The sequence below is a fragment of the Paraburkholderia dilworthii genome, from assembly GCF_000472525.1.
Taxonomy (GTDB): domain Bacteria; phylum Pseudomonadota; class Gammaproteobacteria; order Burkholderiales; family Burkholderiaceae; genus Paraburkholderia; species Paraburkholderia dilworthii.
Map to the genome: position 1 here is coordinate 26,467 of NZ_AWZT01000050.1, position 22,977 is coordinate 49,443.

Here is a 22,977-nt window from a genome sequence, read left to right on the forward strand (position 1 = left end):
ATTTAGAATTCATCCATCGAATCAAGCAACAGCAAGGACGAATGACCGATACCACTCGCCCCTCCACGCTTAGCCTGCGCCGCCCGGCCGCCGCGTTGACCAGCCGCCCGAAACCAGCGGCGGCAACGGCAACGACCACCGCAAAGCCGGCTGTGCACCGTGCGAACGGCTCCGGCGAAACGGCCGAACGCGTGGTGCGCAGTGACGCCTTGCTGCAAGGACATAGTCACGTCAGCATCGTGCATAACGGCGAGACGTATCAATTGCGCGCCACGCGTTTGGGCAAGCTGATCCTGACCAAGTAACGACGAACGAGATTTCAGTACCGGGTATTGTGGGGACCACCTCCCAGAGAGGTGTTGGGCATTAGCCAGCCACGACGGCTTGCACGTGAGAACTAGACCCCTTCGTGCAGACACCAAGCCAGCCGTCGCAGCCAGCCAGGCCGCTTTTTTCGTTCCCCCGATGATGCGCACAGGCCATGCCGTGTACCGTCGTCATGCAAATGAAAAAGCCGTGGAGATGATGCCATCTCCACGGCTTCTGTTTTTGTGTCGGGCGGTTTGGGGCAAGAGAGTGCCCGCACATTCGCCGAACGCGCGTCTACTTCGACGCCCAACCCCAGAACATCAGCCACCATGCGCTATCGACCACGGCGAGCGCGGCGGCAAACCAGAGCATTGCGAGGCCGCGTTGAACGAAGCGCTCGCTGTAGCGCCGCGTGACGAGCCACGCGAGCCATGCGCTCCACAGATTGGCGATCGCCAGAATCGCGATGCGCAGATCCGAAGCCCACCACAGCGGCACGTGCTCGGCGCGCAACAGCGACAGCGTGGTGGCCGACAGGCCAAGGAACACGCCCGCACCGGCAATCGGAATCAGCGCTTGCGTCAGGTGATGCAGACGTACGGTGCTGAAGCGCCCGAGCATACGCGTCGCGCCTGCCATCAACACGAGTAGCGCGGTGCCGTAGACAAGCGCCGTCGCGAGGATATAGCCGATCACCATCGTGCCGTCGAGCCACGAGAACACGTCGTTCTGTTCAGGGTAATGTGTGAACAGGAACCAGGGCGCGTTGGTGTCGAGCGGCCAGGTGATGTCGTGATCGACGAGCCACGTGGCAAAGAACATCTTCAAGTCGATGAACCAGCGCGACGCTGTCCAGTGGAATGCGCCGATCGCGATGCCGAGCAGGCCGTACAGGATGAGCGCGGTGTCCCACACGTTCGCCTGCTTGTCGCCGAGTTGCACGACTTCCGACGACGGCGCGCGCCACGTCAACGCGATCGCGTCGCGGTGGCCGCTGCAACGGCCGCACATATGGCAGTCGGACGCGCCCTTCATGTTGCGCAACGGCACGAGCGGCGCGCAATTGATCGGAATCACGCGATGCCCATGCTCGCCGTTTTTGTACGAGCGGCGCCAAGCGTCTTCATCGACTTTGTAGTGGAACGGCGCGAGGCGCGCCAGAAGCGAAAAGACCCCGTTCACGGGACAGAGGTACTTGCACCAGACGCGCTTTTCTCGCCCGTACAGCAGACCGATGACAATGGCCGCCAACGTCGAGCCGCCGAGCACCAGCAGCACCGCTTTCGGATACTGATAGACGCTCACCATCTGACCGTAGATAGTCGTGATGCCGAACGCGACGAAGGGCCAACCGCCCCAGCGCATCCAGTGCGGAATCGCCTTGCCGCGGCCGTGCTTGCTCGCAAATTCCGCAAGCGCGCCTTCGGGACACAGTACGCCGCACCAGACGCGGCCGAGCATCACCATCGACAGCAGAACGAACGGCCACCAGATGCCCCAGAACACGAACTGCGCGGCAAGCGTCAGGTTGTTCCACAAATGCGCGCTATCGTCCGGCAGCGGCATCACCGCCGGAACGATGATCAGCAACGCATACACCGTCACCACGACCCATTGAATGCCGCGGATCACCGAACCGTGGCGCTGCATCCACTGCCCGGCCGCGGCGAGACGCCCCGGACGGGTCATCACCGTACTCATGCTGCGCGTCCTGCTGTTTGCTGTGCCGGCTTGCGGTTCGCGCGGCGCAGCAGCAGATAGACGACCGCCCAGTACACCGCGTACGCAATCAGGTTCATCAGCGCCGGGTGCGCGCGATACCCGGTGAGCGTCGCGACCAGCGAGCCGAAGGTGCTGGAATCGTCGAGGATGCCCGACGTATTCCACATCTGGTCGACGATGGTCGGCAGGAATTCTTTGTCGATCAGCTTATCGACGCCCGTCTGAAAGAGCCCCGCGCCGAGAAACAGCAGCATGATTTCGGTGACGCGGAAAAAGAGCCGCCACGAGAAGAACTTGCCGCCCAGTTGCAGCACGTAGAACGTCAGCAACGCGAGCGCGAGGCCGATTAGGACCGCGAGCATCTGACTGCTGTCCACGTGACCCGACTGGCCGAAGCCGAGGCCGTACAGGAAGATCACCGTCTCGCTGCCTTCGCGCGCGATCGCCAATGCAACCAGCACTGCCACGCCCCACCAGTTCGAATCGCGCTGACTCTTTTGCAGTGACCGCTCCATGTCGCGCTTGAGCGAGCGGCCGTGCTGCTTCATCCACAGCACCATCTGCACGATCAGCACGCAGGCGACCAGCACCATCGCGGTCTGAAAATAATCCTGTGCGTCGCCTGAGAGCACCTCGGTGAACCCGACCAGCGCGGCGCCGAGCGCCACCGCGGCTATCAGGCCCGCCACGACGCCGCCCCACAGATACGGCAAACCGCGGCGCGCATCGTCGTCGCCATTTTTCAGCCACGCGTACAGGATGCCGACGACCAGCAACGCCTCGACACTTTCCCGCCACACGATGAATAGAATCTGACCCATCAGGCACTCCCTTCGGCTCTGCAACTGCTCTTGCGAGCGCGAGCGGCCCGAGGCCTTCGCGCCCGCCTGAAAAACCACTGCTACTTCGCGACGATCACGCCCTGCGCCTGCTGGTGGAAATCGTCGAAAAACTTGTACTCGCCGGGCTCGAGCGGAGCAATCACGACGAACGAATCCGCGCCTGGGGCAAGGACTTTTTCCTTACGCAACTGGACGCTTTCGAACTCGGCCGCGCCCTTGCCGGTATTGCGCACCTCGATCTTGATACGCTGCCCCGCCGGCACTTCGATGCGCGCGGGAGTCAGCTTGCCGTCGTTCATTTCGAGCTTGAAGGTGGGCAGATCGGCTGCATGCGCCGCAGCCGCCAGCACAATCGACGACGCAAGGACCGCGATCTTTCGGTTGATTCTCATGGCGTTCCCAGAAAACGCGGCGCGAGGCATGGAGTCCGCGCGCCACCTGCTGCATTCACCCACTTGTCATACGTTGCCCGCATACTGCGATGCGACGACTGGAGGCGATCGTGGAGATCAGTACCCGCCCTTCTTGCCGATGCCGGCGAACGTGAAGTCGTATTCGAGCGTGATCGGCTTGAACCACGGACCGACGCCGGTTTCCTTGTCGACGTGACGGCCAAACGCCATGTGGCCGGTTTGCATCGGCGCTTCGACGATCAGCTTCAGGTGATACTTGCCGGGGCCTTGCAATTTGACGTTGTCGCCGTAGTGCGGGCCGTCGTTGGCGACCATCGCCATCATGTCGCCCTTTTGCGTCTCTTTCGAACCGGCTTTCGTCAGTTCGTAACGCACTTGCAGATACGGCATCCAGTCGCCTTCCGCAAAGCCGGTCGGGTTGTTCTTGACTGCGTGGATGTCCGCTTCGAGGTGGATGTCCGAATCCGACGCCTTACGCATCATCCCTTCCGGCTCCATCGTGATCGGTTGCAGATACACTGCGCCGATTTCCATGCCGCCTTGGATTTGCTGCTTGCCGATCGGGTATTCCGCGGCCGTTGCCGAAAGTGCTGCCACGGCAGCCGCCGCTGCGACGCCGCCGCGCACGAATGAAGAAATCCGCATTGAAACTCCTTGTTTTTATCTGACTCGATTCGATCCATTGGAACAGTGCATCGGGCGACACACCGAAGCAGATCGCATAGATGAACGTTAATGCGAACCATTCTCAATATTGGTCAAGTTTAACATCGTTCGTCTGTCGGAACAAATACGAACGCACGCAAAGCCTTATGGCAACAGGGTCTTAAGGGTGTCTTAAGGAATGAGGCGTGGGGATGAAACGCAGACAGGCAGCGTTTTGTCTGGAAAAACGAAGACGCGGCACATTGCCGCGCCTTACGTTGGAGCCGATTGGTTCACTGCATTTCCCGCCGTTTTACTCGACGCCCGATACGTGATCGCCGACGTTCGCCCCAAAGACGCGCTGCCGCAGCAGCGCCAGTTGGTCGCGCGTTTGCGCGGCCTTTTCGAATTCGAGGTTTTTCGCGTGCTCCATCATCTGCTTTTCAAGGCGCTTGAGTTCCTTGGCGAGTTGCTTCTCGGTCATGTCCTCGAATTTCGCGCGCGTTTGCTGTTCCTTCAGTTCGGCGCGGGCGTCGTCCACGTTGTAGACGCCGTCGATAATGTCGCGGATGCGCTTCACCACGCCGCGCGGCGTAATACCGCGTTCCAGGTTGAAGGCAATCTGCTTGGTACGCCGCCGGTCGGTTTCGTCAATCGCGCGGCGCATTGAATCCGTCACCTTGTCCGCATAGAGGATGGCCTTGCCGTTCACGTTACGCGCCGCCCGGCCGATGGTCTGAATCAGCGAGCGCTCGGCACGCAGAAAGCCTTCCTTGTCCGCATCGAGAATCGCGACCAGCGACACTTCCGGAATATCCAGACCTTCCCGCAGCAGGTTGATGCCGACGAGCACGTCGAACGTGCCGAGCCGCAAGTCGCGGATGATCTCGACACGCTCGACCGTATCGATGTCGCTATGCAGATAGCGCACCTTGACGCCGTGGTCGGCAAGAAACTCCGTCAACTGCTCGGCCATGCGCTTGGTCAGCACGGTCACCAGCACGCGATCGCCAGCCTTCACGCGCTCGTTGATCTCGGCGAGTACGTCGTCGACCTGGCTGCGCGCGGGGCGCACCTCGATTTCCGGGTCAACGAGCCCGGTCGGACGCACCAGTTGCTCCGCGACCTGCCCCGAGGTCTTCTTTTCGTAGTCCGCCGGCGTGGCCGACACGAACACGACCTGGCGCATCTTGCGCTCGAACTCGTTGAACTTCAGCGGCCGGTTGTCGAGCGCGGAAGGCAGACGGAAACCGTAGTCCACAAGGTTTTCCTTGCGCGCCCGGTCGCCGTTGTACATGCCGTTCAACTGGCCGATCAGCACGTGTGATTCGTCGAGCAGCATGATCGCGTCCGACGGCAAGTAATCGACCAGCGTGGGCGGCGGCTCGCCAGGCGCCGCGCCCGAAAAGTGCCGCGAGTAATTTTCAATGCCCTTGCAGAAACCGAGCTCCTGCAGCATTTCCAGATCGAAGCGCGTGCGCTGTTCGAGCCGTTGCGCTTCGACGAGCTTGCCTCCGCTATAGAAGAATTCCAGCCGTTCGCGCAGTTCGGCCTTGATGGTTTCGACCGCGCGCACGACGGTGTCGCGCGGCGTCACATAGTGCGACGACGGGTAGACAGTGAAACGCGGAATTTTCTGACGCACCCGCCCGGTGAGCGGATCGAAGAGTTGCAGCGTTTCCACTTCGTCGTCGAACAATTCGACGCGCACCGCCATTTCCGCATGCTCGGCCGGGAAAATGTCGATCGTGTCGCCTCGCACGCGGAACGAGCCGCGCTGGAAGTCCGCTTCGTTGCGGTTGTACTGCATTGCGATCAGCCGCGCGATGATGTCGCGCTGGCCGAGCTTGTCGCCCGTGCGCAGCGTGAGAATCATCTTGTGGTACTCGGATGGATTACCGATACCGTAAATCGCTGACACGGTCGCCACGATCACCACGTCGCGCCGCTCCATCAGGCTCTTGGTGGCTGACAGGCGCATTTGCTCGATGTGCTCGTTGATCGACGAGTCTTTCTCGATGAACAGGTCGCGCTGCGGCACATACGCTTCCGGCTGATAGTAGTCGTAGTACGAAACGAAGTACTCGACCGCGTTGCGCGGAAAGAATTCGCGGAATTCCGAGTAAAGCTGCGCGGCGAGCGTCTTGTTCGGCGCGAACACGATGGCCGGCCGGCCGAGTCGCGCGATCGTGTTGGCCATTGTGAAAGTCTTGCCCGACCCGGTCACGCCGAGCAGCGTCTGGAACGCGAGGCCGTCCTCGACGCCTTCGACAAGCGTCTCGATCGCCGTCGGCTGGTCGCCGGCGGGCGGATAGGGCTGGTAAAGCTGGAACGGCGAGCCTTCGAAGCGGACGAATCGGGATTCGTCGAGCGTGTCGTCGGCTTCGGTCAAATGTTGTTCGGGCATGGGGCGGCAATGGCCTTGGGCAAAAAACTATTCTAACGGGTTGCGTCAAAATGGACCGACGACGGACTGAGCGGATCTGCGTAGGCTGGCCGCGCTGCAGCAGGCTGTCGGCTTCCGGCATTTAGCGGCGCCTTGCCTATTTTTCAAGCAAATAAGCTCGCGAAATGGGCGTTGTCGTCCGAAAAACGTTCGCAGATTCGTTACAATGCCAAGTTGCGCTCGCTTGCCGCTGTTCGCGTTCTTCATCACCCGGCGTTTGCGTTTTGCATCAAACGCTGCCGGCGCGGTCGCGCATGCTCGTAGCCGCCCTCTTTTCACTACTGCTGCCCACCCACCATGTCTCTGTTCTCCGCCGTCGAACTTGCTCCCCGCGACCCGATTCTGGGCCTGAACGAAGCCTTCAACGCCGATACGCGTCCCACCAAGGTCAACCTCGGTGTTGGCGTGTATTTCAACGAAGAAGGCAAGATTCCGCTGCTACGCGCCGTGCGCGATGCGGAAAAGGCGCGTGTCGAGGCGGCGCTGCCGCGCGGCTATCTGCCGATCGAAGGCATCGCCGCGTACGATGCAGCCGTGCAAAAGCTGCTGCTCGGCAACGATTCGCCGCTGATCGCCGCGGGCCGCGTCGTGACGGCGCAAGCACTGGGCGGTACGGGCGCTCTGAAGATCGGCGCGGACTTCCTGAAGCGTCTGAACGCCAACTCCAAGGTCGCAATCAGCGATCCGAGCTGGGAAAACCACCGCGCGCTCTTCGAAGCCGCGGGCTTCGAAGTGGTGTCGTATCCGTATTACGACGCGCACACTCACGGCGTCAATTTCGACGGCATGTTGAGCGCGCTGAACAGCTACGCAGCAGGCACGGTTGTCGTGCTGCACGCATGCTGCCATAACCCGACCGGCGTCGATCTGACCGTCGATCAGTGGAAGCAGATCGTCGAGGTCGTCAAGGCGCGCGATCTGGTGCCGTTCCTCGACATCGCCTATCAGGGCTTTGGCGACAACATCGAAGCGGACGCTGCTGCCGTGCGCCTTTTCGCGGCCTCGGAACTGAACGTGTTCGTGTCGTCGTCGTTCTCGAAGTCGTTCTCGCTGTATGGCGAGCGTATCGGCGCGCTGTCGATCATCACTGGCAGCAAGGAAGAAGCCATTCGGGTGCTGTCGCAACTCAAGCGCGTCATTCGCACGAACTACTCGAATCCGCCGACGCATGGCGGTTCGGTGGTGGCCGCGGTGCTCGCGTCGCCGGAACTGCGCGCCACCTGGGAAACGGAACTGGCGCAAATGCGCGACCGTATCCGCGCAATGCGCAATGGCCTCGTCGAACGCCTGAAGGCAAGCGGCGTGGATCGCGACTTCAGCTTTGTGAATGCGCAGCGCGGCATGTTCTCTTACTCGGGCCTGACCGCGCCGCAAGTGGATCGTCTGCGCGAAGAGTTTGGCATCTATGCAGTCGGCACCGGTCGCATTTGCGTCGCTGCGTTGAATATGCGCAACCTCGACGTGGTGGCCAACGCGATCGCGCACGTGTTGAAGTAAAGCGTTGTGCAAGGCGCGCGGTGACGTGCGCTTTCGTTAAAGCTGAATGTGGAACGGCGCCTCATCAAAAAGGCGCCGTTTTTGTTTGGGGCGTTGGTTTTGTTTGGGACGTTGGTTTTCTTTGCGGCGCAGTTTTCGTTTGCCGACACCCCTTGGCAACTGATCGTTCAGCGCGAGTCGCGATGAATGTCATGGGTGACGAAACCCGCGTCGTTATCCGGCATGGCAAGCCAATCCGGCTGCGAAAGCGAATGGCGGATATCTTCGAGACCGCTTTGCCAGTGCTCGCGCATGGTCGAAAGGCCAAACTGGAAGTCCTTATAGTGCCCTTCGTATTCCTTGTGCCGGTAGATGAGATGGACGACGTTGTAGCGCTTCGAGCACGACAGATCTTCGGCGAGCTTGCACCACGGATCGTCGCGCTGGTCGGGAGACACCCGGTCCAACACCTCGCGCAGCACATGCCGGAAACGTTGCGAGCGTTGCAGCATGTCGGTCACGAGACGAGTGCGACTTGAATACTGAATGTCTTTCATGCGCCCCTGCACGTCGGTAATGCTGTCGGGCACCGGCCCAATCGCGCTCCACAGATCGACCTGAAACGCGAGCGTGTCGCGGCGCGGCGTGGTCTGCACCACCTCGTAAAGCGGCGTATTCGACATCAGACCGCCGTCCCAGTAATACTGGCCGTCGATTTCCACAGCTGCGAAGCCGGGAGGCAAAGCACCGGACGCCATGAAGTGCTCAGCCCTCAGCGTGATATGCGTGTTGTCGAAGTACGCGAAATTCCCCGTTCCGCAATTGACGGCGCCCACGGACACGCGCATCTCGCGCGAGTTGATGCGGTCGAAGTCGCACAGACTCTCCAATGTCGCTTTAAGCGGCGCGGTGTCGTAGTAGCTGGCCGCTTGGGGCGGCCCTGAGACTGTCGGCAAAGGCGGCGGAAAGCGCGGCACGAAGAAGCCCTTTTGCCCCTCGACGAGCGCACCGATTGCCTGCGTCGCCGTAAAAGCTTTCCGCACGGCGTCGCTCGAATTGAAGAACGCGTGTTCGATAAACGCCGGCAACGGCAGACCGAATGCCGGCTGACAGATGGTCTCCCAGAATTGCAGCAGCCGTTCGACGCGCTTTTCCGGCGGATTACCGGCAATGATCGCCGTGTTCAACGCGCCGATAGAAATGCCCGCTAGCCAGTCGGGTTCGATGCCGGCTTCATGAAGCCCCTGAAAAACGCCGGCCTGGTATGCGCCCAACGCGCCGCCGCCTTGCAACGTGAGCGCGATCGTTTCGTAGTCCGGCAATTGCACACGCCTGCCGCGAGCCATGGCCGACGCCGCGCCGGCGCCTGCACCTTCCTCGTCGCCAGCCGCACCGAGACGCGCCCGTTTGAGATTGCGTTGCGCCATGCGCACCTCCTTATTGCATGTACCAGCCGTGGCTCACGATGAAGGATTGCCCTGTGAGTGCCGCCGTTGGGAAGGTGGAGAGGAACAGGACGGTTTGGGCGACGTCTTCGACGGTGGTGAAAATGCCGTCGACAGTACCGCCGAGCATGACGCGCTTGACCACGTCTTCTTCGCTGATATTCAGTTCCTTGGCCTGCTCCGGAATCTGCTTGTCGACGAGCGGTGTACGCACGAAGCCCGGACACACGACATGCGAACGCACATTGTGCTTTGCGCCTTCCTTGGCGAGCACGCGAGCGAGCCCGAGCAGCGCATGCTTGGCCGTCACGTACGCGGACTTGAGCGGCGACGCCTCGTGCGAATGAACCGAGCCCATGTAGATGACGATGCCGCCGCGATCGTCTTTGTACATGTGCTTGAGCGCCGCCTTGGTGGTCAGGAACGCACCGTCCACGTGAATAGCCTGCATCTTCTTCCAGTCTGAAAACGAGTAGTTTTCAATCGGGTTGACGATCTGAATGCCGGCATTCGAAATGAGGATGTCCATCGAGCCGAGTTCCGCCGCTACTTTGTCGATGCCCTGGTTGACGGCGTCTTCGTTCGTGACGTCCATCGCGATGCCGATCGCCTTGCCGCCGCCCTTCGTGATCTCTTCAGCGACGGCGTTCGCCCCGTCCAGGTTCAGGTCGGCAATCGCGACAGCCGCGCCCGCGGCCGAAAGGGTCAACGCAATCTGCTTGCCGATGCCGCTCGCGGCGCCGGTGACCACCGCGACCTTGCCATTCAGATTTGTGTTCAGTGACGACATCCAGAACCTCCATGCAGTTGATAAGCAATGAGACCACGAGCCGCGCGCAGCGAGAAGTCAGCCGAACGGCATAGGCGCTCTCCTATACCTTTCGGCCGAATGTTGCACTGCGGCCAATGCTGCTATTGTGCATGAACCATGTGGAATCGATCGGTAAAAAGCACGCCCCGGCTTATCTATTTAAACTAGGCGTTTCGGCAGAATTCCGGTCGCTTCACTATCGAGGAGAATTGCATGAATTATCGGCGTCTAGGCCGCTCGGGCTTGCAGGTCAGCGAGTTGTCCATCGGCTCCTGGGTCACGTACGGCAATCAGGTCGATCATCGAGCGGCGCGTGAATCGCTTGCGGCCGCGCGCGATGCGGGCGTCAACTTCTTTGACAACGCCGAGGTGTACGCCGGCGGCAAGTCAGAAGAAATCATGGGTCAGGCGCTCAAGGAACTGGCGTGGCCACGCGTAAGCTACGTCGTGTCGACCAAGTTCTTCTGGGGCCTGGAAGAAGCGCCCAATCAGTACCACACGCTGAACCGCAAATATCTGCTGAACGCAATCGATTCATCGCTCAAACGTCTGCAACTCGACTATGTCGATCTGGTGTTCTGCCATCGTCCGGACCCGAACACGCCCGTCGAGGAAACCGTATGGGCAATGAGCGACATGATCACGCGCGGCAAGGCGCTGTACTGGGGCACGTCCGAATGGAGCGCCGACGAAATCCGCGCCGCTTACGAAGTTGCGGAGCGGCATCATCTGCATAAGCCGGTCATGGAACAGCCGCAGTACAACCTGTTTCACCGCAAGCGCGTGGAGCAGGAATACAAGCGTCTCTACGAGGATATCGGTCTTGGGCTGACCACCTGGAGCCCGCTCGCGTCCGGACTGCTCACTGGCAAGTATCGCGACGGCGTACCGGCGGACAGCCGCGCGCAGTTGCAGGGCTACGACTGGCTGCGCAAACAGGTTACCGACGCAGGCAAGAACAATGTAGTCGGCAAGCTCGGCGAAGTGGCCGACGAACTGGGCTGCACGGTCGGCCAGCTCGCGATTGCATGGATTCTCAAGAATCCGCATGTCAGCACGGTGATTACAGGCGCATCGCGCGTCGAGCAAATTGGCGAGAACATGAAATCCGCCGAAGTCGCCGAGCGGATTACGCCCGAGGTCAAGGAGCGGATCGAAGGCATTATCGGCGACGTGTACGACTAAACGCGGCTGCGTAGGACGTCTGTATGCGGCCACAGCAGAATCGTGGCCGCGCAGTGAGCCGCGCATTCCGACAACGCGCACGTAACGCCGCAGCGACTCACTGCGCGGCGCGGCGCGCGGCGTCGCGTACAATACGCGACCGCGCTGCACATCGGCGCTCAGTGCCGTCGTGCCGTGCAATGCATCCGCATCGCCGATTCCAGCGTGGAACGGCGCGCCCTCTTTCAGCGTTTCCTCATATGCTCAGCTACCGCCACGCCTTTCATGCAGGCAATCACGCCGACGTTCTCAAACACGCGGTCTTGTTGCAGCTATTGCGCTACCTCGGTCAGAAGGACAAAGCCTACTGGTATATCGACACGCATGCCGGCGCGGGCGTCTATTCGCTGAAGGAAGGCTATGCGGTCAAGACCGGCGAGTTTCAGACGGGCATTGCGAAACTGTGGGAGCGCAACGATCTGCCACCGCTCTTCTCCGACTATGTCGACGAGGTCGCCGCACTCAACTCGGACGGCCAGTTGCGCTTCTATCCCGGCTCGCCGTATATCGCCTGGCGGCAGATGCGCGAGCAGGACCGGATGCGTCTGTTCGAACTGCATACCACTGAAATCGACGTACTGCGCCACAATTTCCGCGATGCGGGCCGTCGCGCGATGCTGTACGCGGGCGACGGCTTCGACGGCATTCTCGCGTTGCTTCCGCCGGCGCCGCGCCGCGCGCTGGTGCTGCTCGATCCATCATATGAGGACAAGCGCGACTACACGCGCACGCTTCGTTGCGTCGAAGAAAGCCTGAAGCGCTTTCCGACCGGCACGTACGCGGTTTGGTATCCGCAGGTGAGGCGACCGGAATCGCAGCGCTTCCCGGAGCAGCTGAAAAAACTGCAGGAGCGCAACTGGCTGCACGTCAGCCTGACCGTGAGCAATCCGCCGACGGACGGATTTGGACTGTTCGGCAGCGGCATGTTTGTCCTGAATCCGCCGTACACGCTGCCGAAATTGCTCAAGGATCAGATGCCCTGGCTGGTGAAGGCGCTCGGCGAGGACAAGGCCGCGCAATTCAAGGTCGAATACCGCGGCGATTGATTCCCGGCGAGGAAACGCGCGCCGAACGTCCACCGTCACCGCGTGTTACTTCAGTTGCGCCGCGGCCTTGCGGGCGAAATCGTTGGTATAGGTCGCGTTCAGGTCGATCTTTTTCGGATCGAGCCGGCTGTCGAACGACGCCAGCGCGCGCAGCGAAGTCGCCGGACCGTCCGTGGGCATCAGGCCGTCGGGCGAATACGCGTCGCGCACGTTGTGGAACGCCTCTACATAGAGTGCGGAGTCGTTGAGCAGATATGCCGGCGGCACCATCTTCAGCAGATCGGCATCACTCGCGGTTTGCAGCCAATGATCGGCGCGCACAATGGCATTGGCGAGCGCCTGCGTGGTCTTTGGATATTTCTGGATGAAGCTCTCCGGTGCATACAGCGTTGCTGCGGGCATCGTTCCACCGAACACCTCCTGCGTGCCTTTCACAGTGCGCGTGTCCACGAGCACCTTGATTGCGCCGCTGCGCGTGAGCTTCGTCATCATGGGGTCGACGTTGGAAAGCGCGTCGATCTGACCGTTGCCGACCGCCGCAAGCACCGTTGCGCCGCTGCCCACACCGATCGCCGCAATGTCGCTTCGCTGCACGCCTGCCTTGCGTAAGGCGACCGTCAGCACGAGATCGGTCGATGATCCCGGCGCGCTCACGCCGACCTTCGCGCCTTTGAAGTCCGCGAGCGTCTTTATCTTGTCTGCCTTCGAGGTCAACACCGCGACCACGATCTGCGGCGCGCGGCCCATGAGCGCAAAGGCCCGGTAATGCTGTCCCTTCGCCTGCATGAAGAGCGTGTGCTCGAACGCACCGGCGCCGACATCCGCGCTGCCGCCCACCACCGCTTCCAGTGCTTTTGAGCCACCCGCGAAATCCTCGAGCGTGACATCGAGGCCCTCGTCCTTGAAATAGCCCAACTGCTGCGCCGTCAGCACGGGCAAATAGTAAAGACCGGGCAGACCGCCGACGGCCATCGTCAGCGTCGGCTTTTCAGGGGTGTCTTTGGCGAACGCCACGCCGTGCAATGCGGCAACGGCCAACAGCGCGGCGCAAACACCGGCAGCACGCCGCATCCAATGATTGGGCATTTGACGTCTCCTTTTGTGCGTTCTAGTTCGATTGGGTTGCCGAGCCGCCAGCTGCAGGCTGGCTTTGCGCGAGAGACCGCCTGAAGATTGTCGTCGCCCGGCTGGAGGCGCGCCATGCGCCCAAACCCGAATGACCGGACGCGCGCGGATTCACGGCTCGGCGTGCCAGCACACGTCGAGCAAAAGTTGCAGGCGGGATCTGCGCGAGTGCGCTATTGCGGATGCGGCGCCGGCCGGGGCCTAAGCCTGGGCTGCGGCTGCGGACTGACACCACCACCGCCGCCGACGGGCAACTGAATATACGGCGCGACGACGATCGGTACTGACGAGTTTGGCGCCAGTTCGGTCGGCGTCGCTATCGGTTGCGCTTCGACGATGGGCTGCCGTGACAGCGGTGCTGTTTGCAGGACGGTTCCGCTCTGCCCGTCGCTGATACCGCTCTGCGAGTCGAGAATCACCGGTTTGCGGCTATTGCTGGACGCGGCAGATGCGCTCGACGCGGCGCAAGCCGTGATCAATGAAACTGTAATGGCAGCCAGAGCGGGTTTGAAGGAGCGGATCGAAGACATAGGGCGGACCGGTTGAATCGGGAAGGATCGATTGCGCTGAAAACGCCTCACCTTACCGTGACGCGGGTTTCGCGGCTAGTCGATATTCGCCATCTTCAGTTTCTTGGCGCCCAGATGTGACAAAGCCCCGGAAAGACGGGGCTTACACTTACTTAACAGCTACTGCAAACTGCGCCGCACGGGCCGCGCTCATGCGCCGCCTGTGAAACTTACAGCGAATAGCCGTTGGTTTCGAGCGAGCGGATGCGCTGTTCGAGCTGGACGATGTCCGACGACGAGGCCAGATAGGCTTCACGGCGGTCGCGCTCGGCAGTTTCGAACCAGGCGCTCAGCTTTTCAAGGACGTATGCAAACATGATGTTCTCCAAGGATCAGATTGAATCCCCGGTGGATTGCGCATCAGGGATTTCCCGTAAAAGGGTTAACCCGGATTATAAGCCGATAGTGCAACCGCGCTAGTGAAATGCTCGCATGGAGTGCATTCCGATTTGGAATGAAGCACCGACATAGTGCATTGAGGTCATTGATTTTATTGCGCTCCGTGATTTGTTGAGGAGACACCGCAATCCCAATCCGCGTTCAGCGCACTTTTTAGGTGCATCTTCCCACCGGTTGCGACGCCGCCGCTGCCAGTCATACGTCCCTTCGTTGCGGCAATTACATTGCAGGCAGCGCTCTCTTCCCCAGCAGCCGCGTCGGCGAGTCGCTCGATGATCGGGCAATCCGGGCGGTCGTCACCGTGACAATGGTTAGCGAGGTGCGCCAACGTGTCGCGCATGTCGGTGAGTTCGGCGATGCGTCGGTTCAGATCGGCCACATGGTCCAGCGCGATGGCTTTCACTTCCGCACTGGCGCGCGAGCGGTCGTGCCACAGCGCCAGCAGCCGCCGAATGTCTTCGACCAGAAAACCGAGCCGGCGCGCCTGGCGAATGAATCTCAGAGAATGCACCTCTTGCGGACCGTAGACACGATAACCGGCGCTGGTTCGAGCCTTTGCTGCAAGCAAGCCGACGCTTTCGTAATAGCGAATCATTTTCGCCGTGACGCCCGACGCGCGGGCCGCTTCACCAATGTTCATCACCGTTCCCCACTGTTTGCGTCGATCGTACACCTTCCCACGGTGGGAAGGTCAGCCACTTAAGTCGGGTTGGGAAGGCATAATTCAACTATCGCAACCGTCGTTTCCCGAGGCAATTCCGATGAAAACTGATTTCCATGTTGAAGGCATGAGCTGCCAGCATTGCGTGGCGGCAGTCACCAACGCTATTCGCGAACACGACGAAGACGCGCAAGTGAAGGTGGATCTCGCGTCGGGCCATGTGGCGGTTGAATCGACGCAGTCTGTCGAGATGCTGACGGCCGCCATCGACGAGGCCGGCTATACGGTCAAAGGCGTCTCGTCCGACCCGGCCAGCGGCCCAACCGGCGGCGCTTTGCGCTAGGCGGGACGCAATCATGTTCAAAGTCGCCGTTATAGGGGCTTCGGGCCTGCTCGGTCGCGCTATCGTCGACGAACTCGCGGCTCAACCGGCGTGGCAAGTCGTCGGTACCGCGTTCAGCCGGCCTGGGCCGAACACCGTCGCGCTCGATGTCCGCGATCCTCGGGAAATCGAGCAGTTTGTCGAGCGCGAAGCGCCCGATGCGCTCGTGGTTGCCGCCGCCGAGCGCCGGCCGGACGTGTGCGAGCGTCAGCCCGAGCTTGCGCGGGCGCTCAACGTCGACGCCGTGCGCGCGATCGCCGCCGCCGCACACCGGCGCGGCGCATGGACGCTATCCATTTCCACCGATTACGTTTTCGACGGCACTCATCCGCCCTATCGGCCGGATTCCGCGCCGGCGCCGCTCAACGCATACGGGCGCAGCAAACTGGACGGCGAACACGCGTTGACCGGGACGACCGACCTCGGCTGCGTGCTGCGCTTGCCGCTGCTGTATGGGCCAATTGTCGATTCGGCGGAATCTGCCGTGACAAGTCTTGTTCCGGCGATTGCCGCATCGGCTTCGGCGCAAGGCAAAGCGGTCAACATGGATGCATGGGCCATTCGTTACCCGACCTTCACGCCGGACGTCGCGTACGTGATCCGGCAGATGCTGGCGCGTCATGCCGAAGGCGACGCGATCCGCGGCATCGTGCAATGGTCGGGCGACGAGCCAATGACCAAGTACGAGATTGCCCTGCGCTTGGCGCAAGCGCTGCAACTCGATGCGCGGTTGACGCCGCAGCACACGCCGACCGATGCGACGCCCCGCCCCCATAATTGCCATCTCGCGTCGGACCGGCTCGAACAGCTTGGCATCGGCCGCCGCACCCCGTTCGATACGGCGATACGCCAGGTATTGGCCGCTTTTCCGTGGCGCGGCGACACGCCGGCCTGACGAGCAGATAGCGGATAGCCCGGCTGAACGGCGGCAAGCCGGCATCAATGGAAATCACGGCTGGCGGTGGCCAGATCGCCGAGCCATTCACTTAGATCTTCCAGGCGATGGGCGACCAGATGGACGACCTCGCCTTTATGCTTCCGCCTTGCCTTGCCAGCCTGATTCGTGGGCGCCGTGTTATCGCCCTGATTGCCGCCGGTAGCGACGCCGTCGTCGCGCTGCAAGACCCCGTAGACCGCGAGCAGTGAAGAGCCCAGCAACGCCTTGCGCTGCTTTTCCACCAGCGACGGCCAGACGATCACATTGATCGAACCAGTTTCGTCTTCAATCGAAACGAAGATCGTGCCGTTCGCGGTGCCCGGCCGCTGCCGCACGGTGACGATGCCGCACGCCCGCGCGAGCGTGCCGTGCTGACATGCGGCGAGATCTGCCGCCGTGCGAAAACGCTGCTTCGCGAGACGCGCGCGCAACAGCGCAAGCGGATGACGATTGAGCGTGAGACCGAGGCTCGCATAATCGTCGACGATTTCGCGAGCCTCCGCTGCCTGCGGCAACATGAGCGGCGCTTCGGCAATCGGCGCATCGCGCAGCAGTTTCGGCACGACGTGTTGCGCGGTCACCGCCCACCATGCTTCGCGCCGATGGCCCGCGATACTCACGAGCGCATTCGCCGCGGCGAGTGCTTCGAGATCGCGCCGCGTGAGTGCGGCGCGGCGCGCAAGATCGTCGACATCGGTAAAGGGCGCCTCGCGGCGAGCCGCCATGATGCGCTCGGCAGCAACCTGCGCGAGTCCCTTGATCAGATGCATGCCGATGCGCACGGCGGGGCCGCGCGCGCCATACGTGCTGGCCGGTTGAAATACGCGCGCGGTCAATCGTTTTGCGGCGCGCCCGATCGTCCGGCTGACCGTCAGGCGGCGTAGCGAAAGTTCGCGTAATTGCTGCGCGGATAATACGGCTTGCTGACGATGCAAACAGGTTTCGCTCGATACGATCCGCTGTCCTTCATGATCGCGTTGTTCGAAGGTCGACTCCCAGTCGCTCAGCGTTACGTCGGGCGGCAACACCTTGACGCCGTGACGCTTCGCATCCTGCACGAGTTGCGACGGCGAATAGAAGCCCAACGGCTGGCTATTGAGCAAGCCGGCCAGAAAAGCCGCCGGCTCATAGCGCTTTAACCATGCGCTCAGATAGACGAGCAGTGCGAAGCTCGCTGCATGACTTTCCGGAAAACCATACTCGCCGAAACCTTCAATCTGCTGGCAGATACGGTCGATAAATTCCGGCTCGTAGCCGCGCGCCGACATACGGTCGCTCAAGTCCTTCTGATACTTCGCGAGGTTGCCGGTACGCCGCCAGGCCGCCATCGCGCGCCGCAACTGGTCGGCCTGCTCGCCGGTGTATTTCGCCGCGACCATCGCCAGATGCATGACCTGCTCCTGGAAAATCGGCACGCCAAGCGTGCGCTCCAGCACAGGCCGCAGTTCGTCCTTCGCGTAGTCGATTGGCTCGAGGCCCTGCTTGCGACGCAAATACGGATGCACCATGCCGCCCTGAATCGGCCCCGGCCGCACGATTGCGACTTCGATCACGAGATCGTAGTACTTGTTCGGCTTCAGGCGCGGCAGCATGCTTTGCTGCGCACGCGATTCGATCTGGAATACGCCGACCGTGTCCGCATGGCCGCACATTTCGTAGACGGCGCGGTCCTCGCGCGGAATGTCCTGCACACGGAACTGCGGAAAGCCGCGCCTTAGCGCGACGAATTCTAGCGCGCGCCGAATAGCTGACAACATGCCTAGCGCGAGCACGTCGACCTTCAGCAGCTTGAGCGCGTCGATATCGTCTTTATCCCATTCGATCACGCTACGGTCTTTCATCGTCGCGTTTTCAATCGGCACGAGCCGCGAGAGCTTGTCTTTGGCAATCACAAAGCCGCCGACGTGTTGCGACAGATGACGCGGGAAAAGACGCAGTTCCTTCGTGAGACGGATCAGATTCTGCGTGATGTGGGAGTTAGCATCGAAGCCTGCTTCCGCCAGATATCCGGCGACCGCTTCCGAACCATCCCACCATTGCTGCGATTTGCTGATCCGCTCGATCAACGACGCCTCCAGACCCAGCGCCTTGCCGACGTCCTTCAATGCGCTGCGCACATGGTATGTAATCAGCGACGCAGTCAGCGCCGCGCGATGACGCCCGTACTTCGCATAAATGTACTGGATCACCTCTTCGCGGCGCTGATGCTCGAAGTCGACGTCTATATCAGGCGGTTCGTTACGCGCTCGCGAGATGAAGCGCTCGATCAGCATGTTCATGTGCACCGGGTCGATTTCCGTCACATGCAGGCAGTAACAAACAATCGAATTCGCCGCCGATCCGCGGCCCTGGCAAAGAATGTTTCTGGAGCGCGCGAAACTCACGATATCGTGCACCGTCAGAAAATACTTTTCATATTTCAGATCGGCGATCAGACCCAGTTCCTTTTCGATCTGATCGATGCGCTTCAGGTCCATGCCGTTCGGCCAGCGCTCCGTTGCACCAGCCATGACGAGCTTGCGCAGATAACCCGATGGCGATTCGCCGGCGGGCACCAGTTCTTCGGGATACTCATACTTGAGCTCGTCGAGCGAAAAGCGGCACAGCGCGGCGATAGTCAGCGTTTCTTCGAGCGTATCGCGTGGATAAAGCTTGCTGAGACGTACGCGCGTGCGCATATGCCGTTCGGCATTTGCTTCGAGTGCATGGCCGCATGCCGACAGCGGCGTGTTGAGGCCGATTGCAGTCATGGTGTCCTGCAAAGGCTTGCGCGACCGCGTGTGCATTAGAACGCCGCCCGCCGCAACCAGCGGCAAACCGCTTGCTTTTGAAATCATTCGCAAGGCATCGATCTGGAGATCGTCGCTGCCGGTTTGCCACAGTTCAAGCGCGATCCACGACCGGTTCCCGGCGAACGAGGCGAGCCAATGCGCGCAATGCAGCGTGTGCGAGAGCGTGGCCGTGCGCTGCGGCACGAGAATCAGCATGCAATCAGGCAGGGTTCGCAGATGCTCGAGATGAGGCAAGGAATCGGTAAAATCGGACGGGCTTAGCCGATAACTGCCTTTCTCCGCGCGCGAGCGGGCCAGCGTGATCAGTTCGGAAAGGTTGCCGTAGCCGTTGCGATTGGTTGCAAGCGCAATCAGGGTGCAGAAAGGCTCGCCGGATGCATCCGTCAGATTCAGTTCGCTGCCGATGATCAGATGAGGAAGCGGTTTCAAAACCTCATTTTCTTCGGCCTCATGTTGCACCGCTGCGTCTAACGTTTCTTTTGTCAGCGGGTCTGATTGTGACGCTTGCGCTGCTTTCAGCTTTTCCTCAAGTTCTTTGCGTTGACGATCCTGCTCATCCTTGATTTCCTTTAACGCCGTATGAGCGCGCACGACGCCCGCCAACGAACATTCGTCGGTAATGGCGAGTGCGCTGTAGCCGTGGGACATGGCCCGTTCGACGAGTTCATGCGGATGTGAGGCGCCACGCAGGAACGAGAAATTGGTCAGGCAATGCAACTCCGCATACGCCGGCAAGTTCGACGCGGGCGCCTGCTGTGGGTGCAATGGAAATACAGTTGGGGATGCGGAAACTGTCATGATGCTCAGCCGAACAAACCCTGCAAATACCACTCGCCACTAATACGTTCGCGGTACACCCAGAACATATGGCCGCGGTCGTCGGCTGCGACGTAGTAATCGCGCTCGACAAGATCGCCGTCCCACCACCCTGCTTCGATCCGTTCGGTACGCGTGAGCATTTTCAGCGGCCGGCGATAGATCGGGCGCTGGTCGCGCATCATCAGACGCAATGGCTTATCGAGCATCCAGATAGGCCGAGGCTGCGAAGGCAATACGCTGTCAGGCAGATTCAGCGATGCCTGTGCTTGTTGCGGTGTTGAAGCAGTGGTGGGTTTTGCGTTGGCCGATGCAGATGAGTGCGGGGTTGGCTCGGTTCCGGTTCCGGTTCCGGTTTCGGTTTCGGTTTCGACCGCGTTTGCGGTGTGCATTTCTTCCGCTGAGGCGTTTCGCAACTCATCGGTAAGCCAGGTTTTATCCGCTTTGATTCTGCGCTGGCCTTTCGCCTGCGAACGTTTCCTGCGTGAGAACGCTTGCGCCTGGTACGCCTCGACACGCATTGCCCGCTCGGGACGGTGATCGTCCTGCACCGACATCTGCAGCACGTTCTCCGGTCCCAACCGGGCGCTCAAGCGTTCGAGCAGACGCGCGATTGATTCACCGTCGGATTCGGGCATCGGAAACAACGTGTCCGATTGACCGGCATACTCGGCGATCTGATCCGCAATGAGCTTCAATTCAATGACGGGCGCGGCGAGAACGGTCTGATTCAATTTTTCTCGCAACAGCCAGATGAGATGCTCGGCATCACGCGACGGTATGGCCCACGCAACGTTTAGGCTCGATGTCTTCGGCGCGTGACGGGACGCCAATTCATGCTCGAGTAGCAACGTATAGCCGCTGAGCGCCGCATGATGCGCACTCAGCCAGCCGGCCAGTTGCACAATCAGCCGGCGCGCGGCGAACAGGAGCGCATCGGCGTTATCGACGCGCGACGGCAATTCCAGTTGTGCATGAAACGACGCCGGCGCGCGAAACGATTCGCGCGGATCAGGGCGCGTGCCATAGGCCTGCGCCAGCAGATCCAGAATGCCACTGCCAAAACGCCGTACCACGCCCGATCTTGGCAATTGCCGCAAATCAGCAAGGCTCACGCATCCGACATGCACGAACGCATCGCGATGAGTCTGCGCAACCGGCAGCAACGACACGGGCAAACGGTCAAGTACGCGCGCGAGTGAAGTCTCCTTCACTACATGCCAGCGACGCCCCTGCCGATTGGCGCGTGCCTGCGCCAATAGCCACGCGCCCCACGCCGTCGGCGCACAGGCGATGCGCGCGGTGTAGCCGAATTCGGCGACCGTGGCCGACACTCGCGACAACAAGGTTCGCAAGCCACCGAACAATCTCAAGCCGGAGCCGACTTCCAGCAGCAAGGTGTGCGCGTCGGCCAGCGAAACCTTCGGCGTGTAGGCCAGCAAGGCAAGCGCGATAGCTTCAAATGCCTGAATTTCGCGGGCGGGATCGGCGGTAAGCAGTTTGAGTCCCGGCGCCAATGCCAGTGCGTACGAACGCGAATGACCGGGTTGAACGCCGGCACGCAACGCATCGGCATCTGGCATCAGAATATGGGCGTGGTCGGCCAGCGCATAACAGTGCGCGTCGGCGATGTTTCCCACATCGCACGACGGGTTAGCGTCATGATGCGGCTCACACCGATTCTGCTTCGCGGACGAACCATCCGGGAGCGATGTCAGCGGCTTTACCGCTTCCAGCGACAAGAGAGGCAATGCGACGGCGATCCACAACATGTTGAGTCTCTAATCCTTGATGGCTGCCTGCTCCGCTCTCCGGCAGCAAAGCGCCTTGCAGAGGCAAAACGAGACGAAGAGGCTCGGCGAGCGGCGGCCCGCGACGCTTGAAGATGTCAATCGACAGACCAATTTCCTGCAGCCACTGACGACGGTTGATCGCCTCCGCATTAGCCGGTAGAAGCGGTTCGCAGATCATGCGCAATGGCGCTGGCGACGACTGCGTGGCGGCTTCAACGGGGCGGATCAAAAATGCCAGTGAGGTGGATTCTTGAGCCGCGACCTGCAAGCGCCTGACTTTATCGGCGCGCGCATTCGACAACCACACCAGAACCGCGCCGATGCCATCCTGCTTCAATGCCTGAGTGGCGGCCCAGAGCGCCTTGTCTTCGTTCGAGCGCACCCACAGGACGCGCTCGGCATCGACGCCCCAAGCCTTCAATGCTGCGGCGCATGGCTGATAAGGAGGCGCCACGAGCATCACATGTCGCCCTGCTTGCTTTGTAAGATGACGAAGCGCGTGGGCCAGCAAGCGCATTTCACCAACGCCACAATGTTCGACCAGCAACTCGGTCACACTACCAGCCGGCCAGCCTCGTCCGGGCAATGCGAGATCCAAGGCGGCATAGCCGCTCGGCACCACGCGCAAGTCCGCCTCGGCAAGCTCGTTGCCCTGCCACATTTGTCGCCGCAATTGCGACGACAGCGGAGTTATTGCAAGCTGAATCGCTGCTGCCATAGACACGCTCATTCAATAGGAAATTCTTCGCCTGCCCGCTTCCAGGCAAATGGCGATGACGAGCTTTCACTGTATATTTATACAGTATTTTGGGCGTGGTGTTAAGGCGGGGTGAGACAGGAATGAGAGGGTGAAGGATGGGGAAGCGTTGAGACTGTAGTTTGAATTGGTTACGAGTACAGGGTTCTTTTGCCACCTTTAGCGCGCCTGGTAGCAGGAGAAATCTACGCCGCGCCGCACGTGGCGCTCGCCGCGCACGAACGCGTGGTACCCGGTGTCGATGACGGTGAGAACCGGCGCGCTGACATGGCAGATCGATCCGCTGATGGACGATCAGGAACTGGACTCGCGGCAGTCGACCGGCGCGGTGTACTGGGAAGGTGCGGCGCGGGTGAGCCGCGATGGC

At 61.1% G+C, this 22,977-nt stretch carries 19 protein-coding genes and 2 pseudogenes; 7 read left to right on the forward strand and 14 right to left on the reverse strand.

The features are described from left to right. The first annotated feature begins 41 nt into the window (after positions 1-41). Positions 42-305: a hemin uptake protein HemP gene (gene hemP / locus F759_RS0129675; protein WP_027803054.1), complete on the forward strand. Its 264-nt coding sequence runs from the start codon at positions 42-44 to the stop codon at positions 303-305. A 298-nt stretch (positions 306-603) separates the two neighbouring features. Here hemP and F759_RS0129680 read toward each other — a convergent pair whose 3' ends face one another. From F759_RS0129680 to uvrB, 5 genes are all read right to left on the reverse strand, one after another. Then, a complete protein-coding gene (locus tag F759_RS0129680) occupies positions 604-2,010 on the reverse strand; it encodes a 4Fe-4S binding protein (protein ID WP_027803055.1) in 1,407 nt (468 codons plus the stop codon). Then, positions 2,007-2,852: an FTR1 family iron permease gene (locus F759_RS0129685; RefSeq protein WP_027803056.1), complete on the reverse strand. Its 846-nt coding sequence runs from the start codon at positions 2,850-2,852 to the stop codon at positions 2,007-2,009. Before F759_RS0129685 ends, F759_RS0129680 begins: the two co-directional genes overlap by 4 nt. 80 nt (positions 2,853-2,932) lie before the next feature. Further along, positions 2,933-3,265: a cupredoxin domain-containing protein gene (locus tag F759_RS0129690; protein ID WP_027803057.1), complete on the reverse strand. Its 333-nt coding sequence runs from the start codon at positions 3,263-3,265 to the stop codon at positions 2,933-2,935. A 117-nt stretch (positions 3,266-3,382) separates the two neighbouring features. Next, on the reverse strand, positions 3,383-3,931 hold the full coding sequence (locus F759_RS0129695; RefSeq protein ID WP_027803058.1) for an iron transporter: 549 nt from the start codon (positions 3,929-3,931) through the stop codon (positions 3,383-3,385). A 313-nt stretch (positions 3,932-4,244) separates the two neighbouring features. Continuing rightward, positions 4,245-6,338, reverse strand: a complete 2,094-nt coding sequence (gene uvrB, locus F759_RS0129700) for an excinuclease ABC subunit UvrB (protein WP_027803059.1) — start codon at positions 6,336-6,338, stop codon at positions 4,245-4,247. Positions 6,339-6,674: 336 nt separating this feature from the next. On the opposite strand from uvrB, the gene F759_RS0129710 reads away from it, so the two are divergent. Next, positions 6,675-7,874 carry an amino acid aminotransferase gene (locus tag F759_RS0129710; RefSeq protein ID WP_027803060.1) on the forward strand — a complete coding sequence of 400 codons (1,200 nt, stop codon included), beginning with the start codon at positions 6,675-6,677 and terminating at the stop codon, positions 7,872-7,874. Between the two features lie 167 nt (positions 7,875-8,041). Here F759_RS0129710 and F759_RS0129720 read toward each other — a convergent pair whose 3' ends face one another. Beyond that, positions 8,042-9,280: a DUF3734 domain-containing protein gene (locus tag F759_RS0129720; RefSeq protein WP_027803061.1), complete on the reverse strand. Its 1,239-nt coding sequence runs from the start codon at positions 9,278-9,280 to the stop codon at positions 8,042-8,044. 10 nt (positions 9,281-9,290) lie between these two features. Next, on the reverse strand, positions 9,291-10,088 hold the full coding sequence (locus F759_RS0129725) for a 3-hydroxybutyrate dehydrogenase (RefSeq protein WP_027803062.1): 798 nt from the start codon (positions 10,086-10,088) through the stop codon (positions 9,291-9,293). 234 nt (positions 10,089-10,322) lie between these two features. On the opposite strand from F759_RS0129725, the gene F759_RS0129730 reads away from it, so the two are divergent. Together F759_RS0129730 and F759_RS0129735 are read left to right on the forward strand one after the other, a co-directional pair. Further along, positions 10,323-11,294, forward strand: a complete 972-nt coding sequence (locus F759_RS0129730; RefSeq protein ID WP_027803063.1) for a potassium channel beta subunit family protein — start codon at positions 10,323-10,325, stop codon at positions 11,292-11,294. A gap of 239 nt (positions 11,295-11,533) precedes the next feature. After that, positions 11,534-12,379 (forward strand): 23S rRNA (adenine(2030)-N(6))-methyltransferase RlmJ, encoded by an 846-nt coding sequence (locus tag F759_RS0129735; protein ID WP_027803064.1) that lies wholly within the window; start codon positions 11,534-11,536, stop codon positions 12,377-12,379. 45 nt (positions 12,380-12,424) lie between these two features. Here the strand turns inward: F759_RS0129735 and F759_RS0129740 are convergent, their stop codons facing one another. From F759_RS0129740 to cueR, 4 genes and pseudogenes are all read right to left on the reverse strand, one after another. Beyond that, on the reverse strand, positions 12,425-13,465 hold the full coding sequence (locus F759_RS0129740) for an ABC transporter substrate-binding protein (protein WP_027803065.1): 1,041 nt from the start codon (positions 13,463-13,465) through the stop codon (positions 12,425-12,427). Positions 13,466-13,677: 212 nt separating this feature from the next. Beyond that, positions 13,678-14,034: a hypothetical protein gene (locus tag F759_RS0129745; RefSeq protein WP_027803066.1), complete on the reverse strand. Its 357-nt coding sequence runs from the start codon at positions 14,032-14,034 to the stop codon at positions 13,678-13,680. A 209-nt stretch (positions 14,035-14,243) separates the two neighbouring features. Beyond that, on the reverse strand, positions 14,244-14,390 hold the full coding sequence (locus tag F759_RS41455) for a DUF3563 family protein (protein ID WP_084534385.1): 147 nt from the start codon (positions 14,388-14,390) through the stop codon (positions 14,244-14,246). A 338-nt stretch (positions 14,391-14,728) separates the two neighbouring features. Then, positions 14,729-15,112, reverse strand: a pseudogene (cueR, locus tag F759_RS38935) (Cu(I)-responsive transcriptional regulator); the annotation flags it as partial. 121 nt (positions 15,113-15,233) lie between these two features. Between cueR and F759_RS0129760 the strand changes: the two are divergent. Together F759_RS0129760 and F759_RS0129765 are read left to right on the forward strand one after the other, a co-directional pair. Next, entirely contained in the window at positions 15,234-15,476 is a 243-nt protein-coding gene (locus F759_RS0129760; RefSeq protein ID WP_027803067.1) for a heavy-metal-associated domain-containing protein, read from the forward strand. Between the two features lie 13 nt (positions 15,477-15,489). Next, a complete protein-coding gene (locus tag F759_RS0129765; RefSeq protein WP_027803068.1) occupies positions 15,490-16,410 on the forward strand; it encodes a dTDP-4-dehydrorhamnose reductase family protein in 921 nt (306 codons plus the stop codon). Positions 16,411-16,454: 44 nt separating this feature from the next. On the opposite strand, the gene F759_RS0129770 is transcribed toward F759_RS0129765, so the two are convergent. The 3 genes from F759_RS0129770 to imuA are packed head-to-tail and all read right to left on the reverse strand — an operon-like array spanning position 16,455 to position 22,571. Further along, positions 16,455-20,042 carry an error-prone DNA polymerase gene (locus F759_RS0129770; RefSeq protein WP_051377499.1) on the reverse strand — a complete coding sequence of 1,196 codons (3,588 nt, stop codon included), beginning with the start codon at positions 20,040-20,042 and terminating at the stop codon, positions 16,455-16,457. A gap of 5 nt (positions 20,043-20,047) precedes the next feature. After that, on the reverse strand, positions 20,048-21,832 hold the full coding sequence (locus F759_RS0129775) for a Y-family DNA polymerase (RefSeq protein ID WP_036025539.1): 1,785 nt from the start codon (positions 21,830-21,832) through the stop codon (positions 20,048-20,050). Next, on the reverse strand, positions 21,732-22,571 hold the full coding sequence (gene imuA, locus F759_RS0129780) for a translesion DNA synthesis-associated protein ImuA (protein WP_027803071.1): 840 nt from the start codon (positions 22,569-22,571) through the stop codon (positions 21,732-21,734). The genes F759_RS0129775 and imuA overlap by 101 nt, the downstream gene beginning before the upstream one ends. 226 nt (positions 22,572-22,797) lie before the next feature. Here imuA and F759_RS41460 point away from each other — a divergent pair. Continuing rightward, positions 22,798-22,977: pseudogene (locus F759_RS41460) on the forward strand (lipocalin family protein); the annotation flags it as partial.